This is a genomic window from Sphingobium sp. B2D3C (genome assembly GCF_025961835.1).
Taxonomy (GTDB): Bacteria; Pseudomonadota; Alphaproteobacteria; order Sphingomonadales; family Sphingomonadaceae; genus Sphingobium.
Map to the genome: position 1 here is coordinate 517363 of NZ_JAOQOK010000001.1, position 17614 is coordinate 534976.

Sequence of the window (17614 nt, forward strand, 5' to 3'; positions counted from 1 at the left end):
CCAGCAGGTTGTTTCCACACTGTAGGACGTAGGTGACCGTTCACTACTCGTTACCAGCAAGCCTGTCGTTAGAAAGCAGCATGTGGCTTCGCCTTGGTTGCGGTCGTGCGGTCTGCGTTGCCCGCGTTCCGAAAGCCGCCATTCGCTCAGGTCGATTGGCATCAGTTCCGGGCCGGTCTGGCTGGCTCAGTTGGCGGGGCGGTAGTGGCCCCGGGGGGAGCGCACTCGTCGGGCCCGATTAGTCAAGGGCGCCCAAAGGATGAAAAGTTGGCAAGCGTCCCTCTGGTTTTATAAAGCGCGTCGCAGAGGGTGTAAGAAACACAGCGATAGACCAATGCGATTATGGCGCGATGGCGTGCAGCACGCCTTCCAGCCGTTCCAGTTGCTCTTCCTCAGCGATCCGCTCCTTGAGCAGCCAGCGCCCGTCTTTATGGACCAGCCCGGTCGGGACCTTCCTGCGCCGTCCGCGCGGAGTCAGCGCGATTGCTGCAGGTCCTGCGTCGACCCTCTCTATCTGGGCCAATCGAGCGAGCAGCTTGATCCGCGCGACCGCAAGAAGTCGCTCAGCAGCATCCGGGAGCGAGCCGAACCGATCGATCAGCTCTTCTTCTAAGGCTTCGAGTTCTCCTTCGTCGCTCGCCCTGGCGATCCGCACATAGAGACCCAGACGAATGTCGACGTCGGGAATCCAGTCCTCGGGCAACGCGCCGGCCGTTCCAACATTCACCTCCGCGAGCCAAAGCCCGTCATCCTCGCCGCGCGCGGCCCTCAACGCCGCCTCGAATAAATGCTGGTAAAGGTCGACGCCCATGAGCTTCATATGCCCCGCCTGAGCATCGCTTAACAGATCGCCGGCGCCGCGCTGATCAAGGTCTGCTGCACTTATCTCGAATCCCGCGCCAAGTCGGTCGTAAGTCGTAAGCGTTCGCAGGCGCTTCATCGTATGCTCGGCAATCGTCCCACCCTCGGTGAACAGCATGACCTGTCCTCGCCTATTGCCCCGGCCGACCCGTCCGCGCAGTTGATGAAGCTGGGCGAGGCCGAAACGGTCGGCGTGCCAAACGAGCATGGTATTGGCGCGCGGCACGTCCAGACCCGCCTCGATAATATTCGTTGCGAGGAGCACATCGCCCTCGCCAATGGCGAAACGGACCATAGCCGCGTCAATCTCCGCCGCCGGTAGCTTGCCATGCGCCTCGATCAGCACAAGATCGGGCGTGATGCGCCGCAATCGCTCCGAGAGGGGCGCGAGATCCTCGATCCGTGGCACGACGACGAAGCTTTGCCCGCCCCGCGAGCGCTCGCGTAGCAAGGCCGTTCTGATCTGCGCGTCGTTCGGCTCGGCAAGGCTGGTACGGATCGGCTGGCGGCGCGCTGGCGGCGTTGCGATGACGGAAATCTGCTGAAGTCCGATCATCGCCCGGTGGAGTGTTCGCGGGATCGGGGTTGCGCTCATCGCGAGCAAATGAATGTCGGCCCGGCCGCGCAGCTTCGCCTTGTCAGCTGCACCAAAACGCTGCTCCTCATCTATGACAACGAGACCCAGATTCGCATAGCGCACGTCCTTCGCCATTACCGCGCTGGTTCCGATGACGATGTCGATCGATCCGTCCGCCAAGCCCGCCTTGACGACCTTTTTCTCTGCCGCACTCGAAAGGCGGGATAGGCTAGCGACTTTGACTCCCAGCCCTGCGAAGCGGCGTTCGAACGTTTCGAGGTGCTGGCGCACAAGCACGGTAGTCGGCGCTGCGACCACGACTTGATGCCCGGCAAGGGCAGCCAATGCCGCAGCCCGGAGGGCAACTTCGGTCTTTCCATAGCCTACATCGCCAATGATCAGTCGGTCCATTGGACGACCGCTGGCAAGATCATCGCGCACGGCTGCGATGGCCCGTGCCTGATCAGCCGTCTCATTGAACGCGAAGGTCGCAACGAAGCGCTCATAGGCGGCCGCCTCCGGCTCCAGTAAAGGGGCTTTTGTATTCATGCGCTGTTGCGCCAGCTTCAAAAGTGCCTTTGCGTTGGCCGCCGTCGCCTCGTCTATCTCGCTACGCCGCTTCGTCCAGCTCGTGCCGTCAAGCTTGTCGAGCTTTACTGCGTCCGCATCGGCGCCATAGCGCCAGATACGCCCCGCCTCTCCGGCAGGCACCAGTCGGCGGGTACCGCCGGCATATTCCAAAATGATCGCTTCCGATCCGCCTTCGGCTGGCGCGGCATTGAGCCCGAGCACTCGCGCGACGCCATGGTCTTCATGGACGACCACATCGCCCACGCGAATATCGCCGCCTGCGCGCGCAATTTCTGACGATGCCGTCTCCGGGGCCTCGTTCAGCAACGCCCGGCTGCCCAAGAGATCGGCGGCCGCCAGCATGATCAATCCGTCTCCGACCGCGCCCGCGTCGATCGGCGCAATTAGAGAGCCACCACTCGACTTCGGAGACGCGAGAACGGAACCGAGATCGGCCACTTCATGTAATTCGAGACCCAATTTGCGCGCGATGCGAGACCGCAGGAATCGGACATCCCGCTCGCTTCCAACGAGCAGTAATCGGTCGCCGGAATCAAGCCGCGGCTTCACAAACCGGACCATCGCGTTGAGTGGTGCGCGTTGCTCAGCGAAACGGGGGAGTGCTTCGATTTGAGCATCGGTAATCTCACTTGTCTTCCAACCTTTTTCGCCCGCCCTCCACTCACCTTCCGCCACGGCGTCGGCCGGCTGTTCGCCCCCTGTCTCAGCTGCCAGTCGAGCAAATCGACGACGGCGCTGGTCGGCTTTTCCACTTTGAAACAGGCGCCCCGGCCGAAGATGAGCGAGAATGCTGCAACGCCGACCATCCGTTGGCTCCAGCGCGCGGCCGATCTCCAGCGCTTCGCAATCTCCAGTGCTAAGCTGGGTCGCCGGGTCGTAATGCCGGATGCTGGCGATCTGCCCATCAGAAATCTCGATGCGAGCGGGCGCACCGGCATCCGCCGGGTAGATATCAATGACTTCACCCCGCAGCGCGATCTCGCCCGGTTCGTCTACGCGGTCGTCACTGACATAGCCAATCGCGTTCATGTCCTGCGCAAACGCCGCAGGATCGATCTTGTCGCCCTCCCTCAGCGTAGGCGGCGCAGCGTCAAAGGCGGATGGATCCGGATAAGGCCTTGCCGCCGCTTCGCCGCTCATTATCACAGCGAAGGGCTTGACGCCGCCCGCCTGCATGTAGCGCCTGAGCGTGCGCAACGCGGCAACACGCTGCCCAATGTTCGCAGGTGAAGCAGGAGCACTGTCGCCGGGCAGTGTGTCACTTGATGGTAAGAAGATGACAACGTTTTCGGGCGCTAGCTTGCCGAGGGCGGCGGCCAGCGCCTCCGCTTCCTGTTCATCATCGGCGAGATAGAGAACGTCCTCGGCTTGCAGCGCTTTCCATAGTGTCAGGGCCCGTACACCCACTCCATGCCCGACGCTCATCTCGCGTTCTCTGCGGCAAGATCGACCGCAGTTCGCGACCCGATATTGGCAGCGGTCATCATAGCGGCGATCATAGTGGCCGCGGCCGCAATCCGGCCTGCAAAGTCTTCCAGGGTCTGCTCCTGCACTGGACGATAGGAAGCCTGAAACGCGCACGTTCGCCCCTGGTCGCAGGGTCGCGAGCAATTTTAGTCTGATTTATGTTGGTTATCCTGGTCGGAATTTCCGACGTTGGTCAACGATGCGTCGCCTTCGCTGCATCGGTCCCTAGCTATCAATGTTGAGACTGCCCCCTGATCCATCGACCGGCAGATTTGTGTCCCCGCAAGTAAACGCGTCCTTAGCGGCGGTTGCACTCGGCTCAACGAGCATTTCCGCGGGTGAGCGACGTGCGTTGGGCCGCTGGAACCTTCCTTAGACCAAGCTGGAACGACTCTCATGCCGAAGGATTTCGTGGATATGCCATTGGCGGGCTTCATGATGTGGCGCAAATGAAGCGCGTCGCTCCAAGGTTCTTCATGGGCTTGGGCGGGCGCCGACGGGATGCTGCCGGACATGCGGGTGCTCGGCGGTGAAGATCGCGACCTACAATGTGAACGGCGTCAACGGCCGGCTGCCTGTCCTCCTCCGTTGGTTGGAAGAAGCTGAACCCGATGTCGTCGTGCTCCAGGAGTTGAAAGCACCGCAGGAGCGCTTTCCCGAAGGCGCCATCCGCGATCTTGGTTATAATGTCATCTGGCACGGCCAGAAATCCTGGAACGGCGTCGCGATGCTGAGCCGCGTCGGAGAAATTCACGAGACCCGGCGAGGGCTTCCCGACGACCCGGACCCGAGCCAAAGCCGGTACCTCGAGGCGGCGGTCAACGGTATCCTGATTGGCGGGCTTTATCTCCCGAATGGCAATCCCCGACCTGGCCCCAAATTCGACTATAAGCTGCGCTGGTTCGAGCGGCTGATCGATCACGCTGCCGGGTTGCTCGAAACCGGGCTGCCAGTAATGCTTGCTGGTGACTTCAATGTCATGCCCACCGATCTGGACGTCTATAAGCCCGAGCGCTGGCTCGACGACGCCCTGTTCGCGCCTGAGGTGAAGGCGGCCTATTTCCGGTTGCTGGACCAAGGTTGGACAGATGCGCTTCGCACGCTTCATCCCGGCGAAGTCATCTACACCTTCTGGGATTATTTCCGGAACGCCTACGGCCGAAATGCAGGCCTTAGAATAGACCATCTGCTGCTCAGTCCGGCCCTCGCCAGCCGACTGGTCGATGCTCAGGTTGACGCGCATGTGCGTAGCTGGGAAAAAACGAGCGACCATGCGCCAGTTTGGATCGAGCTTGCCGATAAGCCCAAACGCAAAAGAACCCCGAAAGCTATGTCATGATGGAGACTGAAAGCTTCCTCCTGGGCAAAAACGGCTGGGTGCCGAACAACGATCGGTTGCCCGTAATCGTCTATCGCGGCGTATTGCAGGGCGGTAACTCGGATTTGGCCGAACGGTTCGAAGCGCTGTTCGCGGAGAATGGCTGGCCGCCCGACTGGCGTAACGGTGTGTTCGACTATCATCATTATCATTCGACCGCGCATGAAGCGCTCGGCGTGTTTGCCGGAAGGGCGATGCTCGAACTCGGTGGACCTGATGGCCGGCAGGTCGAAGTCGTGGTGGGCGATGCGGTGATGTTGCCCGTCGGCACCGGCCACCGCTGCGTCGCGTCCAGCGAAGATTTTCAGGTTGTTGGCGCGTACCCGAAAGGGCTGAGCTGGGACATCTGCCGGGAAGGGCCCGACGAGGCCGCCGAGGCGCGAATGGCCGCTGTGCCTGATCCCCGTCGCGATCCCGTGACTGGCGAAACGGGCGCGCAGACCGGAGCATAAGAAGGATCAGTCGCGAGACAGCTCTGCTTTCAGTGCGTCGATCCGCGTCGTCCCCTTCGCTTAGGTCAGGTCTTCGGGCGGAAGTTTCTTCCCGATTTCCTCGCTCTTTTCGACGAGTTGAATGAGTTCGGCAGGCTTCAACTCTCGCACCAACTGATCGAACGTGCATTGCGCGGGCGCTTTGTCAGGGCGCCAGCGGTGAAAGCGGGTACCGTGGCGGAACCGGCCTGCGGTGATCTGGTCATAGATGACCTCGGCGATCAGCCCATGATCGAGCGCAATATAATCACCGCTCTTGTCGGGATTCCAGCGGCTGGGTCCGCCGGGCGCCTTTCCGGTAAACCCCGGCCCGCCTTCATGTGGCTTGAGTGTTTTGATCAGGGCCTTGCGCTCGGTGGCGGGGAAACCCGAGCTGAATCCGACAAGATCGAGATGACCAGTCTGAGTATAGAGCCCAAGGAGCAGTGAGGCGACATCGCCCTTGGCAGTCTTGCGATATCCGCCAACCACGCAATCGGCCGTGCGCAATTGCTTCACCTTCCGCATCGCGCGTTCCCCTGGTCGATAGGGCTCGTCGAGCGCCTTGGCGATCACGCCATCAAGGGCGCCGCCCGTTTCGGCTAGCCAGGTTTTGGCTTGCTCCAGCGATGTTGAGGCCGGCGACAGGATCAGGGATGAATTGGCTATCGAGCTGTGTAGCGCCTCAAGCGCGCCTCGTCGTTCCGCCAGCGGCTTATCGCGAAGGTTGCTGCTGCCGATTGCCAGCGCGTCGAACAGGATAAGCTGCGCGGGTGTCTCCCTCGAGAGCTTGGCGATGCGCGAGGCAGCGGGATGGAGGCGAGCCTGAAGCACATTGAAGGAGAGATGATCGCCGATCGGGATCACCAGTTCACCGTCAAGGAGCAGGTGCTTCTCAGGAAGGTTGCGAATATGGGCAATCATTTCCGGAAAGTAGCGGCCGAGCGGCTTGCCCGATTTGGACCATATCTCGATATCGTCACCATCGCGCGCAGCGATCGCGCGAAAGCCATCCCATTTGGGTTCATACTGCCAGCCGGGTGGGGCGGGCAGTTCCTCGACCAAAACCGCTTCCATGGGCGCAAGCGGAGCCTTGCTGTCGCCAGTGGTATGGGTTGATTTCGAGCGAGCCATGCCGGGATAACCCCTGGCGGACAGAGCGGTTGCCCGGGCTGGCAGTCCATTCAATCGGGCAGACTGGCGTACCTTTCAGCATATGCGGTGTTACGAGCCATGCGCCTATTAAGATGGCCGTTCCATGATTCCATCGCACGGGAGCCCGCCTACCGAGCGCTCTCTTGGCTATGTCCACGGCCTTAGCTGACGGTGGGGCAGGGGGCATTGGTCGTGATAGCGTTGTTCAAAGGTCGATAGGCGGTTGCTGAAAGCTGTCATCGATTCAGACCTAAGCGGCCATACGGGCATCCAACTCTGAATGGCGTAAGTTGCTCAGGAGCGGACAGGGTAATCCGGTGCGGGGCGCAGTGCAGGCTAAGCAGATGCCGTTGGCGCCAATGGGGCATCCCGACTTCCGGCTGGTCGTGCTGCTGCCTGCGGAAGGCGACGCTTAGGCGGACCAGCTAGTGAAAAAACGGACAGCTCGCTATTCGTTGGCGCCGTCAGGTCAATCTCGCAGCTTGTAATGTCATCTCTGAAGGCGGCAGTTGCGCGAACACTTTCCCATCGCTCGCTGCCAGGTTCGATTCCCGGCCAGCCGGTTTGCTGGCGCACGACGGGATCGGGTTGGAGGACTTTCAGGGTCCCTCCAGCGGACAATCTCGTCGGGCAAGGCTTCGTTGTCCTCGCCGCGAAATTGTTGCGGGGCGGCCTTTATGGGGGCGGGAAGCAATGCTCGCGCGTGCTTCCCTTGCTCGGCGACACGAAGCGCATGATCGCGGTTGGTCGCATCCTTTAATCGGCGTCTTAAAGAGGCGTCGCGCGTGGCGGCCGTGAAGGATCTTGTCCTTGGTCAAAGCCTTATGGACACAAAAATTTCGGCGTACACCCTCCGCCTTTAAAAATGAGCGCAGTACCGATGTCGCGCGTCTCGGCTCCGTCGTTCCCGATTTCGGCCTGTACTTGCGTTCGCTGCGATCGGGAGATGGTCAGTTCGATGGCTCTCTGCTCCCCTTTTATTCCAAGTGATCTCCGCAGGCCTGTGCGCAACATCAGCGGCCGTCGCACCGCGTCTCTTGCACTCATCAACCTTGCAGCGCCACGCGGACCGCCGCCAGATCGCGGGCGAACAAATTCTGTTCCCGCGCTTGCGCCTCGCCGCTCAGGCGCAGCAGATAGCTGGGATGGGCGCTCAGCCAGAGCTGGCTGCCGTCCGCGAGCTGATAGGGTTGGCCGCGCTCCTTGGCGATGCTGGGTGTTCGGCCCAGCAGGGCGCGTCCTGCGCTCGCGCCTAAGGCTAGCACGATCGTTGGCTGAACGATCCGTCTTTCGGCATCGAGCCACCAGCGGCAATGGTCGATTTCCCCGGCAGTCGGGTTCTGGTGGAGGCGGCGCTTGCCGCGTTGCTCGAATTTGAAATGCTTGACGGCGTTGGTCAGCCGGATTTCGGCACGATCGAACCCCGCCGTCTCCAGATGCCCGTCGAGCAACTGCCCTGCCGGCCCGACAAAAGGCCGGCCCTGCTGCTCTTCAAAATCGCCGGGCTGCTCGCCCACGATCATCAGCCGCGCGCGGCCCGGCCCTTCGCCGGCGACAGCGCGTGTGCCGTTGCAGCCGATCGGGCAGGCGGTACAGGTCGAGATGCCCTCGGCAATCTCGTTGAGGGACGTCGGGGGCGGGCGCTGGAAGGGATCGGCGCCCTGATCGACCATCTGAGTCTCGCGGGCCTGCGCGCCGGCGATCAGAGACGGGATCAATGCGGCCTCTGGCAGGTTCTTCCAGTAGCGTCGAGGCATTTCCTTCACCATCATCGCCACCTTGAGCCGCGCGGGGTTGAAGATGGAGGCATAATAACGCTGCCAAAGCCCTTCAATCTCGTCTTCGCCCGGTGCATCGCGAGGGTCGGCGCCCGGCCCCTCCGCAAGCTGAGCGCCATCCCAGTGCAGGCTGAGATCGGGTGTCAGGATGGACCAGCGCTGGCTCGCGAACCGATTGAGGAAAAACGGGGCATTGGCGCGCACGATGGCATGATCCGGCTCGAACCAGGCCACGTAGCGGTCCGTTCCATCGGGATCGTGGGCCAGCCGGAACCGCACGAACGCGCGCATCTTGTGGATGTCGCGGCGCACCTGCCGCTCCAGTTGCGTCAGGGCATGGACATCGGCATCGCTCGTCTTTTCAAGCAGGTGCGGATCGCATTGCAGGCGCCACAGCAGGCGATACAGCAGCGCCAAACGTGTATCCGAGCTGTGCAGGATCACCTTGCGGGCCAGCTCGATGAAGCGCTTGTTGGCCGTGACCGGGCGGAGTGATGCAGCCGGTTGAGGCGTGTCTTTGGACGCGAACAAATCCGGCGCGCTGTCCGATGCCGCTGCCCAGCGAATATGCTCCGGAGTGACGCCCTGCGAGACCCAGGCGCGGGCCAGATCGCGCCATGTGTCGAAATCATGGGCATCTTCCAGTTCGGCGTTGACCAGCGCCGGCTGGTCCGAGAGCGGGGCCGACCTCATCCGAACAATTCCATCTGTCGTGGCGGCGGCGCGAGCCGGGCGCGCAGGTTTGCCGTGTCGATCAAGCCTGTCGGGCGCCAATCGGCCGTGACGATGAATGGCCGCAATTTGGTGACCGTGCGGGTCAGCCGGGCGAGATCATCCAGCCGGAGACGATGATGGCGGCGGGCTTGCAGGATGGCAGCCACCGCCCGCGTGCCCAGTCCTGGCACGCGCAACAGCTTCTCGCGCGAGGCCAGATTGATGTCGACCGGAAAATCCTGCCGGTGCCGCAAGGCCCAGGCCAGCTTGGGGTCAATGTCGAGCGCCAGCATCCCGTCATCGTCGGTCGCGGTCTGCACCTCGCTGGTCGAAAATCCGTAGAAGCGGATCAGCCAGTCGGACTGATAGAGCCGATGCTCGCGCATCAGCGGCGGTCGCTTGAGCGGCAGGACCGCGCTGGCATCGGGGATCGGGCTGAAGGCGGAATAATAGACGCGGCGCAGGCGATGGCGGTCGTACAATTCGCTGGCCCGGCCGATGATCTGCGTGTCGCTGGCGCCATCCGCGCCGACGATCATCTGGGTGGATTGTCCTGCGGGCGCGAACATCGGCGCATGCTTGAAGCGTTTGCGCGCATCCTTCGCTTCGATCATCGCCGAACCTAGCCGCGCCATGGCCCCTTCGATCTGCCCGCCATTCTTGTCCGGCGCCAGATCGGTCAGGCCGCGATCGGTCGGCAGTTCGACATTGATCGAGACGCGGTCCGCCCACAGGCCCGCTTGCTCGACCAGCGCGCGATCGGCCTCGGGAATGGTCTTGAGGTGGATATAGCCCTTGAAGCCATGATCCTCCCGCAAGGCACGGGCGACCTCGATCAGTTGCTCCATCGTATGGTCGGCGGACTTGATGATGCCGGAGGAGAGGAACAGGCCCTCAATATAATTGCGCCGGTAGAAGTTGAGCGTCAGCTCGACGACTTCCTGAGCCGTGAAGCGCGCCCGGCGTACATTCGAGCTCTTGCGGTTGACGCAATAATGGCAGTCGAAAATGCAATGATTGGTGAGCAGGATCTTGAGCAGCGAGATGCAGCGCCCATCCGGCGCATAGGCATGGCAGATGCCCATGCCTTCAGTTGAGCCGATCCCCTTGCCATCGCGACTGGTACGCTTGGCCGTGCCGGACGATGCGCAGGAGGCATCATATTTCGCGGCGTCCGCAAGGATCGCCAAGCGGTCCGTGATCGTCTCCTGTTTCATTTGTTCTTTATATGTTCTTGCGGCTGGGGCGGCAAGTACCGAGCAGGCCAACGTGGCTCGGTTCGTCTGAAAATTGCACTGCCATGTGCCTTGCGCTATGCGCTGGGAAGAGCCCCGGTGTCCGCTGATCCTCGCTGATTCGCGCCGCCGGGGCCTTGATTTTTACAACTGATGAGTAGGCACCCGCACATGTCCCGTCGTCGCCAGATTTATGAGGGCAAGGCGAAGATCCTTTATGAAGGTCCCGAGCCCGGCACGCTGATCCAGTATTTCAAGGATGACGCGACTGCCTTCAATGCGCAGAAGAAGGGGACGATCTCCGGCAAGGGCGTGCTGAACAACCGGATTTCCGAGCATGTCTTCACGCTGCTCGCGAACATCGGCGTGCCCACCCACTTCATCAAGCGGCTGAACATGCGCGAGCAGCTCATTCGTCAGGTGGAGATCGTGCCGATCGAGGTCGTGGTGCGCAATGTCGCCGCTGGCTCGCTCTCCACCCGGCTGGGCATTGAGGAGGGCACGCAGCTCCCCCGCACGCTCATCGAATATTATTACAAGGATGATGCGCTCGGCGATCCGCTGATCACCGAAGAGCATATCGCCTGCTTCGGCTGGGCGAGCCAGGAAGAGATGCACGACATCGCCGACATGGCGATCCGCGTAAACGACTTCATGAGCGGCTTGTTCGCCGGCATCGGCATCCGTCTGGTCGACTTCAAGCTGGAGTTCGGCCGCATCTGGGATGGCGATTTCTCGCGCATCATTCTGGCCGACGAGATCAGCCCCGATGGCTGCCGGTTGTGGGATATGGCCACTAACGAGAAGCTGGACAAGGACCGCTTCCGCCGCGATCTGGGCGGTGAGGTCGAGGCCTATCAGGAAGTCGCGCGCCGCCTTGGCCTGCTGCCCGAGGGCCTTGAGAACGACGTTCTCGATCTGGAGAGCCACCGCAAGAAGCGCGGCAAGTAAGAGACGGTTCGGGCCGGGCGCTGAACAGCGGCGCCCGGCAACCGCGCCTTTACATCGGCGCGCCGGGTAGCACCCAGGCATTGAGGCCCATCCACAGGGCCATGGCGACCATGAACAGGTCTTCGGTCAACGACACGAAGCCGAGCGGCACATTGGTCCCGCCGCCGACGCAGGCACATTTGAGGCTGCGTTTCTCCACATAGACGGCCTTGTAGATAGACACCGCGCCGATGCCGCCGATGAACGCGGCGACTGGTACCGAGAGCCAGGGCAGGGCCCCCGCGAGCATCAGCACGCCGGCGCCCAATTGGGCGAACGGATAGATTGAGGCATAGGGCACCCATTTGCGGGCCAGCAGATCATAGCCCAGGAACATGGTCGCGAACCGATCCACATCCTGCAGCTTGAGCATCGCCAGCAGGATCATCGTCACAGAGATGAAGCGCTCGAGGGTGAGCAGGCTGAGCAGCGGCGCGGCCGTCAACAGATCGATCGTCAGCGCGATCAGCGCCGCTACAGCGAAGACGACCAGAACAGGGGTATAGCTCGTCGCGTTCGGATCTTTGACGCTCAGGCCCAGGAAGCGGCGCAAGTCATCATGGCCACCGATCCGCTGAGCGTCGATGAACACCTGCGGCGTGGTGGTCACATAATGCTCGGCCTTGAAGGCCTCCTGCTGTTCGCGCGTTTCGATCCAGCGGTCGTCGACGTCGAAACCTTTGCTGCGCAGCAAATGGAGCGCCTTGAGGCCATAAGGGCAGATGTGGCTCGGCATGACCATCCGATAGAGAACGGCCTTACGGCTGCTCGTGGCACGGGGTTCAGGCATTGACGCTCATCCTTGCTGAGAAGTCCATGCACCCCATATAGGGTCTGTACCATGGTACGGAGTCAAGCATGGCGGCGATGAGCATTTCGGGTCTGGCGAAAGCCGGCGGTGTGGGGGTCGAGACGATCCGCTTCTATCAGCGCAAGGACTTGCTCCCCACGCCCGAGAAGCAGGCCAGCAACGACCTGTCCGGGGGCATAAGGCGCTATGGAGAGGAGGATGTCCGGCGGCTGCGCTTCATTCGGGCGGCGCAGCAGGCAGGCTTTACGCTGGAAGAAATCCGCACGCTTTTGTCGCTCGATGCGGGGCAGGATCGTGCCCGCGCGCGCGCCTTGGCGGAAGAGCGGCTGGTCCAGCTCGATGAGAAGATCGCGCAACTCGAAGCGGCCCGCGCCTCGCTGCGCCAGTTGGCGCGGACCTGTGCCCGTTCCGAAGAAGGGCCGTGCCCGATCTTGCAATCCTTCGGCGTGTGAGGCCTTATCCGGCCGGCAGGCGCAGGCGCACCATCAGGCCGCCCAGATCCTCGCTCTCGTCCAGCGTGACCGAGCCACCGTAGATTTCCGCGACATCGCGCACGATGGCGAGGCCAAGGCCGGTGCCGGGCTTGCCGCTATCCAGCCGCACGCCGCGATCGAAGATGCGTTCGCGCGCGGCCTCGGGAATGCCCATGCCGTCGTCCTCCACGAGAATGTCGACCCAGGGCGTACTGTGCACCACGGTGACGAACACGCTGCCACCGCCATATTTGGCGGCATTCTCGACCAGATTGCCAAGCAGCTCGTCCAAATCCTGCCGCTCGACGCGGACGACGGCCGTTTGCGCGCCGTCGCGGTCAATGCGGACGTCCGGGTAGAGGCGCTCCACCGCGCGCTCCACCGCTTCGAGGCTCGGCCACACCAATGTGCGGCTCTGCGCCGCGCCGCGCCGGCCGAGGGCACGGGCGCGGGCAAGGTGGTGGTCGATCTGGCGGCGCATCGTCCCGGTTTCCCGCACCACCGTGGTGGCGAGGTCGGGCGACTGGGCCGTCGCGGCGTTCATCACGACCGTCAGCGGCGTCTTGAGCGCGTGGGCGAGATTGCCGGCGTGGCGGCGGGCTTCCTCCGCCTGCTGCTCGTTATGGGCGAGCAGCGCGTTCAATTCCTCGACCAGCGGCTGGACCTCCCGGGGCAGGGGCACGGTTACGCGGCTTTTCTCGCCATCCCGCATGCGCGCGATTTCGCGGCGGATATGGCGCAGCGGACGCAGGCCGAAGAACACCTGCAAGCCGGCCAATACGATCAGCCCGACGCCCAGAATGACGAAGCTGTTGAACAGCGTAGCCCGCAGCGCGTGGATCTGCGCGTCCAGGCCCTCGCGGGCCTGCGCGACGATGAAAATCCACCGCGTATTGCTGCCCGGCAGGATTACGGTGCGAGCCATCAGGCGCAGTGGCTCGTCGGGGAACTGGTTGCTGTCCATCCCCTCGCCGGGATTGGTGGTCATGCCCGGCGTGACGCGGATCGCGCGATCCCACAGCGAACGCGAGCGCCAGTCTTCATGGCCCTGACCGCTGATCTGGTAATAGAGCCCGCTCGCCGGCTCCAGAAACCGCTGGTCGGCAAGCGGGCGGTTAAACAGCACTTCGCCTTCCGGGCCGATCTCCGCCGAGGAGATCATGGCGGTCAGCACATAGGATAGCCCGTCATCAAAGGTGCGCGTGACGGTGCTTACCAGCACCCGGTCGAGCGCCAGCGCGCCGCCGAGCAACAGCAGGCCGATCCAGATGGCCGAGATGCCGAGAATGCGGCGGCTGAGCGATCCGGTGCTGCGGCTGGAGGCTGGCGGGGGCGCCGTCTCCGCTCCGTGCGGCAGCGGTTCAGCCAGCGGGGTCCTCCAGGCTGTAGCCCAGGCCGCGAATGGTGGAGATCACATCGGCACCCAGCTTCTTGCGGATGCGCGTGACGAACACTTCGATGGTGTTGGAATCCCGGTCGAAATCCTGATCGTAGATATGCTCGATCAGTTCGGTGCGGCTCACCACCTTGCCCTTGTGGTGCATCAGATAGGAGAGCAGCTTATATTCCTGCGCGGTCAGCTTCACCGGCTCGCCGTTCAGCGTGACCTTGCCCGAGCGGGTATCCAGCCGCACGCTGCCGGCGATGAGCTCGGACGAGGCATTGCCGGACGAGCGGCGAATGAGCGCGCGCAGGCGGGCGATCAGTTCCTCGCTCTGGAACGGCTTGGCGAGATAGTCGTCCGCACCGGCATCGAGCCCCGCAACCTTGTCGGACCAGCTGTCCCGCGCTGTCAGCACGAGCACCGGCACCGCCGAGCCTTCCTTGCGCCAGCGGTCGAGCACAGTCAGGCCGTCGATTTCCGGCAGGCCCAGGTCGAGGATGATCGCGTCGTAGCTCTCCGTCGACCCCAGGAAATGACCGTCCTCGCCATCGGTCGCCAGGTCGACGGCATAGCCGACGCCTTCGAGCGTGGACTTGAGCTGTTTGCCCAAGGTCGGCTCATCTTCGACGATCAGCAGACGCATGGCTTTTCCTTTCCGATTGAGGGAGCGTGCGCAGGCGATCCGGCCGGATCAGCGCGTCCGTCCGATGATATTGCCGGTCTTGCCGTCCACATCAACCCAGATGACCTTGCCATCCTGCTGGAGGAACTGCATCCGGTACACGCCTTCGCGAACGGATGGAGCGACGCCGACATATTGGGCGTCGCTGATCTCGCGCTCGACACGACGCTTGATGATCGAAAACGGCATCACCTCACCATCGAGCATGGCGCGCCGCGCCGCCCGCTGGTCATCGCCCCGCGCAAAGCTCTGCGCCGAAACCGGGAGGCTGGTGGCCGCCAGTGCCATCAGCCCGCCGAGCAGAAGAGAGGATGAAAGATGTTTCATGATGCCGTGTTAGCCATCAAGCATTGAACAAGCGCTGAATGTCCCATCTGTCCCCCGTTCAGGGTTCCAGCATATACTGGACGTTGAGGGAAATCGAGGTGGCGATCTCACCGGGCTCGATCTTGGTCTGCGGTGCCGCTGCAGCAGAGTCGCGCATAGCCATCATCGGCATCGGCGGCGGCGCGAAACCGCCACCTTCGGAGATGCTCACCAGGCGCGCGGTGCGGAAGCCGGTCGCCTGCGCATACAGGTTTGCGCGAGCGTGCGCGGTTTTCAGCGCCTTGGTGCGGGCCTGATCGAGCAGCTTGTCCGGCTCGGCAATGCCAAAGCTCGGGCCGTTGATGTTGGTCGCCCCGGCGGCGACCAGCGAGTCGATCAGATCGCCTGCGCTATCCAGCTTGCGGACCGCGACAGTGAGCTGGTTGCTGGCTTCATAGCCGATGAAGCGCGGACCTTTGCCATCTGTGCGGTCGCTATAATCATATTGCGGGTTGAGGTTGATGCCGCTGGTCTGGATGTCCTTGCGGGCGATGCCAGCCTTCACAAGCGCAGCGATCAGCTTGTCCATCTGGGTGGCATTCTGCGCCATCGCATCCTTCGCTGACATCGCGCGGGTCTGCACGCCGGTGTTGATGGTCGCCATATCCGGCGCGCTGTTCACCGATTCACTGACGCTGAGGCTCAGTAGCGGGCCCTTGGCAGCCTGGGGTGCCGGCGGTTGCGGCTGGGCCGAGACGATCGCCGGCGTCATGAGAGCGGCAGTTGCAGCGAGCAGAATTGGCAAACGACGCATGGAACATTTTCCCTTTTGTGTGATGGCCATAGAAATGGGCTGAAGCTTCTGAACGCATCCTGACCCATCGAGTTTCTTCCCGTTCATCTGGCGCCTCAGCCCTTGCTCCCGCCGCTTGCATCTGTTTTAGCGCCTTGCCATGGCCCCGCCACTTCTTTCCTTCGAGAATCTCGGTCTCATCCAGGGCGCCGGCTGGCTGTTCCGTGGTCTGGACATTCATGTCGGCGAGCGTGATCGCCTTGCGCTGATCGGTCGCAACGGGGCCGGGAAGACCACGCTGCTCAAGCTGATCGCCGGCACGGTGGAGCCGGACGAAGGCAAGCGCTCGGTCGTGCCCGGGCGCCATGTGGTGATGCTGGAGCAAGATCCGGATGTCTCCGCCTTCGCAACGCTGCATGATTTCGCCACGTCTGGCGCCAAGGCGCCGGCGGCGCATGAGGTGGAAGCGATTGCCGACCAACTCGGCATCGACCTCTCCCGCGCGGCATCGACCGCATCGGGCGGCGAGCGGCGGCGGGCAGCGATTTGCCGGGCACTGGCGAGCGAGCCCGATATCCTGTTGCTGGACGAGCCTACCAACCATCTCGATATCGCCGCGATCACTTGGCTGGAGGATTGGCTGTCGCGCTTCAATGGCGCATTCATCGTCATCAGCCATGACCGGACATTCCTCACGCGCCTCACCCGGTCGACGCTCTGGCTCGACCGGGGCAGTCTGCGGCGGCAGGAGATCGGCTTCGGCGGGTTCGAGGCCTGGATGGAAAAGGCCTATGCCGACGAGGCGCGGGCGGCCGAGAAGCTCGACGCCAAGCTGAAGATTGAGGCGCACTGGCTTGAGCGCGGCGTCACGGCGCGGCGCAAGCGCAATCAGGGGCGGCTGGCTAAGCTCTGGGAGATGCGTGCCCAGCGCGCGGCGATGATCGGCCCGCAGGGCGGCGCCAAGCTGGAGGTTACCGCCAATGACACCAAAACCAAGAGCGTGATCACCGCCGAGCACGTCACCAAGCAGTTTGGCGACCGCGCGGTCATCAAGGATTTCTCGATCCGCATCCAGCGCGGCGACCGCATTGGCATTGTCGGCGGTAATGGCGCGGGCAAGACCACCTTGCTGCGCCTGCTGACCGGCGATCTGCAACCGGACAGCGGCACGATCACGCTGGCCAAGACGCTGGACGGCATCGTCATCGACCAGCAACGCTCGCTGATGCAGCCGGACAAAAGGGTGCGCGATGTGCTGGCCGAGGGCGGCGACTGGATCGACGTGCGCGGCGTGCGCAAGCATGTCCACGGCTATCTCAAGGATTTTCTGTTCGATCCCTCGCTGGCCGAGGCGAAGATCGGCACGCTTTCGGGCGGCGAGCGCTCGCGCCTGCTGCTGGCACGGGAGTTCGCGCGCGAATCCAACCTGCTGGTGCTGGACGAGCCGACCAACGACCTCGACCTGGAAACGCTCGACCTGCTGCAGGAAGTGATCGCCGATTATGACGGCACGGTGCTGATCGTCAGTCATGATCGCGACTTCCTCGACCGCACGGTGACGGTGACGCTGGGACTGGATGGTTCAGGCCGGATCGATGTGATCGCCGGCGGCTATGCGGACTGGGAAGCCAAGCGCCAAAAGCCCAATGCGGCCGGCAAGCGATCAGTTGCGAAGGCGGATACGCCGGCTGCGCCTCCGCCCCCCAAGGCGGCGAAGCTCAGCTACAAGGACCAGCGGGATTATGATCTGTTGCCGGGTCAGATCGAGGCGCTCGACGCGGCGATTGCCCGCGATGAAGCCGCGCTCGCCGACCCCGATCTCTATGCCAAGAATCCCAAGCGCTTCGCCGAGTTGAGCGCGACGATCGAAAAGGCGCGCGCGCAAAAGGATGCGGCCGAGGAGCGCTGGCTGGAGTTGGCCGAGCAGGTCGAGGCCCTGCAGGGTTGAG

14 protein-coding genes are annotated in these 17614 nt (G+C 63.0%); 5 read left to right on the plus strand and 9 right to left on the minus strand.

Annotated elements, in window-relative coordinates; all coding sequences use genetic code 11:
- Positions 1-340: 340 nt before the first annotated feature.
- Positions 341-3454: a TRCF domain-containing protein gene (locus M2339_RS02355; RefSeq protein WP_264587623.1), complete on the minus strand. Its 3114-nt coding sequence runs from the start codon at positions 3452-3454 to the stop codon at positions 341-343.
- A 571-nt stretch (positions 3455-4025) separates the two neighbouring features.
- Between M2339_RS02355 and xth the strand changes: the two genes are divergently transcribed.
- Together xth and M2339_RS02365 are read left to right on the plus strand one after the other, a co-directional pair.
- Complete coding sequence (gene xth / locus M2339_RS02360) at positions 4026-4835, plus strand: exodeoxyribonuclease III (RefSeq protein ID WP_181560299.1); 810 nt, start codon at positions 4026-4028, stop codon at positions 4833-4835.
- On the plus strand, positions 4835-5326 hold the full coding sequence (locus tag M2339_RS02365; protein WP_264606138.1) for a cupin: 492 nt from the start codon (positions 4835-4837) through the stop codon (positions 5324-5326). The genes xth and M2339_RS02365 overlap by 1 nt, the downstream gene beginning before the upstream one ends.
- Before the next feature lie 60 nt (positions 5327-5386).
- Here M2339_RS02365 and M2339_RS02370 read toward each other — a convergent pair whose 3' ends face one another.
- The 3 genes from M2339_RS02370 to M2339_RS02380 form a co-directional block, all read right to left on the minus strand.
- The gene (locus tag M2339_RS02370) at positions 5387-6478 is read right to left on the minus strand and encodes an ATP-dependent DNA ligase (RefSeq protein WP_264587621.1); all 1092 of its coding nucleotides are present in this window, start codon (positions 6476-6478) and stop codon (positions 5387-5389) included.
- Between the two features lie 1067 nt (positions 6479-7545).
- Positions 7546-8970, minus strand: coding sequence for a UdgX family uracil-DNA binding protein (locus tag M2339_RS02375; protein ID WP_264587620.1), 1425 nt, complete (start codon positions 8968-8970; stop codon positions 7546-7548).
- Positions 8967-10208 (minus strand): putative DNA modification/repair radical SAM protein, encoded by a 1242-nt coding sequence (locus tag M2339_RS02380; protein ID WP_264587619.1) that lies wholly within the window; start codon positions 10206-10208, stop codon positions 8967-8969. The genes M2339_RS02375 and M2339_RS02380 overlap by 4 nt, the downstream gene beginning before the upstream one ends.
- 189 nt (positions 10209-10397) lie before the next feature.
- Here M2339_RS02380 and purC point away from each other — a divergent pair, with 189 nt between their 5' ends.
- The gene (purC, locus tag M2339_RS02385) at positions 10398-11177 is read left to right on the plus strand and encodes a phosphoribosylaminoimidazolesuccinocarboxamide synthase (protein WP_181560284.1); all 780 of its coding nucleotides are present in this window, start codon (positions 10398-10400) and stop codon (positions 11175-11177) included.
- Positions 11178-11226: 49 nt separating this feature from the next.
- Here purC and M2339_RS02390 read toward each other — a convergent pair whose 3' ends face one another.
- Entirely contained in the window at positions 11227-12006 is a 780-nt protein-coding gene (locus M2339_RS02390; protein WP_264587618.1) for a glutaredoxin family protein, read from the minus strand.
- Between the two features lie 68 nt (positions 12007-12074).
- Here M2339_RS02390 and M2339_RS02395 point away from each other — a divergent pair, with 68 nt between their 5' ends.
- Entirely contained in the window at positions 12075-12479 is a 405-nt protein-coding gene (locus M2339_RS02395) for a MerR family transcriptional regulator (RefSeq protein WP_264587617.1), read from the plus strand.
- Positions 12480-12483: 4 nt separating this feature from the next.
- Here M2339_RS02395 and M2339_RS02400 read toward each other — a convergent pair whose 3' ends face one another.
- The 4 genes from M2339_RS02400 to M2339_RS02415 form a co-directional block, all read right to left on the minus strand.
- Complete coding sequence (locus M2339_RS02400; RefSeq protein ID WP_264588380.1) at positions 12484-13788, minus strand: sensor histidine kinase; 1305 nt, start codon at positions 13786-13788, stop codon at positions 12484-12486.
- A 73-nt stretch (positions 13789-13861) separates the two neighbouring features.
- The gene (locus tag M2339_RS02405; protein WP_181560281.1) at positions 13862-14527 is read right to left on the minus strand and encodes a response regulator transcription factor; all 666 of its coding nucleotides are present in this window, start codon (positions 14525-14527) and stop codon (positions 13862-13864) included.
- A gap of 48 nt (positions 14528-14575) precedes the next feature.
- Complete coding sequence (locus M2339_RS02410; protein ID WP_181560280.1) at positions 14576-14893, minus strand: hypothetical protein; 318 nt, start codon at positions 14891-14893, stop codon at positions 14576-14578.
- 58 nt (positions 14894-14951) lie between these two features.
- Positions 14952-15686, minus strand: coding sequence for an SIMPL domain-containing protein (locus tag M2339_RS02415; RefSeq protein ID WP_264606139.1), 735 nt, complete (start codon positions 15684-15686; stop codon positions 14952-14954).
- Between the two features lie 139 nt (positions 15687-15825).
- Between M2339_RS02415 and M2339_RS02420 the strand changes: the two genes are divergently transcribed.
- A complete protein-coding gene (locus tag M2339_RS02420; RefSeq protein WP_264606140.1) occupies positions 15826-17613 on the plus strand; it encodes an ABC-F family ATP-binding cassette domain-containing protein in 1788 nt (595 codons plus the stop codon).
- Position 17614: the final 1 nt, after the last annotated feature.